Genomic DNA, 1,728 nt, shown 5'->3' on the forward strand with positions numbered 1-1,728 from the left:
TCTCTGAGCGCACCAACTTGATCGCATCGACAGATGTAAAACTGGAAAAAACCGCATTTAATGCGGTTTTTTTGTGCCTAGAATAAATCAAATGTATTAAAAAATTATTTCATCTTCTGTTTAATCTTTAAGGCCAGTACGGTATTGCCGCCTATGGCTGGTAACATGTCATGATAAGGCATACTCCGCATCGCTCTGAGTAAAAATGGCGCCTGGTCATGGATTTTCATGGCACTGGTGACATTTAATAAGGTACCGTTCCCTTGTGGAATAAGCTGCATTCCCCCTTTGACAAACTGCAAATCACCACCGACCGCATCAAACTGATTTTCCAAACTGTTGGGATAATCAAAGCGCAGTTTGAAATCGAATGGAATATTGATCACCCCCAATCCGACTGAAATTTTGTAGTCCGCATCTAAAGTGTTGGGGTCAATTTTTTTAATGTCGATGTCTTTAATCTGGCGGGGAAAGAGTTCCTGATAGGCAGGAGCATTCAGCCAGCGCTGCATATGGTGCGGGTTTTTTGCAAAATATTGATAACTGCTACTAAAACGCAAGCTTTCTAAACCGTGTGGATAAGGCACTTTATTGGAAGGCAAAATAAAAGAAACCGGTTCCTGGGACAGCTGGCTCAGTGTGGCAATTTTTTGCACCTGGCTTGAGCTTAACGGAGTTTCAGGGAGTTCTCCAGCTTTTAAGGTATGGTAACTCGGCGCTTTAAAATGCTGTTGCAAAGCTTCAAGTAAGAAAGCATTGGTGCCTGAGGGAATGCCAAGTTTGGCTTCGGGAAGAGCATTTAAAATGGTACTGAATAAAAAACCTTTGGGATGGTTTAAGTCACCCCATTGGGTCAAGGTAATTAAAGTTTTGTTATTGCCTAAATCAAACCATTCAATTTTGCCTGCACCGTAAGGAATAGGTGCATCCAGCACAATAGTAGAAATACTGTTGGCCGTGAAATGATGCTGCATCACCACATTTTCTTTAAAGTTCAAGATTGGAATGGGGGTCGGGATAGACACCTGGTATTTCATCTGGGTAATGTTGCCTTGTTGCTCCACCACCTTTGCAGATTTTAAGGTCGGAAATAACCCGTTGTATCCGTTATAGTTGCCTAGAAGCCGTGCTACGTTTTGGCTGCTGGTCGGTACAACGACTGCACCGGTATAAAACTTGCCAATCATACTTTGCGGACGTTTAAAGGTCGGTAAAGTAATAGCCTGTGCGGGATGGGCGTAAATTAAAATACGGTTTGCAGTTAAGTCAGCCAAAGCTTGAGCCTTGCCCTGAAATACACTCAGGCTACTTGGAATCTGTTCTTTCCATGGAATAATTTTAGCCGAAACCTGTGAACCCATCAGGCAACAGAGTATCAGCAGACTCCATTTCTTGTTGTTTTGCATATTACATCCTGTTTATGCGTTTTTAAGTCAATGATGATGTTTTAATCAATTTTTAAATCATTGTGAAGCAAACTTATGTAATTTCGGTGGGAATGGGGGCGAGTAAAAACAATAAGGAAAAGGTCGAATCTGGTGTAATATCTAGCACAATTGTTCGAATAATTTGATGATGCATTATGTCAGAGACCAAGCCTGCTGTATCGGTACGCTATTTCTTAAGTCTGGAAGAATCACAAGACGGTTTTGCCCTTGCGACTTTCGGTAAAAAGCAGATTACCCGTTTTATTACTCCATTGGTGAGTATCGGGATTATTATCTGGGG

1 protein-coding gene is annotated in these 1,728 nt (G+C 41.7%); it reads right to left on the reverse strand.

Annotated elements, in window-relative coordinates:
• Nucleotides 1–104: 104 nt before the first annotated feature.
• The gene (locus B2Y23_RS10265; RefSeq protein WP_291370667.1) at nucleotides 105–1,406 is read right to left on the reverse strand and encodes an SRPBCC family protein; all 1,302 of its coding nucleotides are present in this window, start codon (nucleotides 1,404–1,406) and stop codon (nucleotides 105–107) included.
• Nucleotides 1,407–1,728 lie beyond the last annotated feature (322 nt).

The sequence above is a fragment of the Acinetobacter sp. UBA5934 genome (assembly GCF_002430855.1).
Taxonomy (GTDB): Bacteria; Pseudomonadota; Gammaproteobacteria; order Pseudomonadales; family Moraxellaceae; genus Acinetobacter.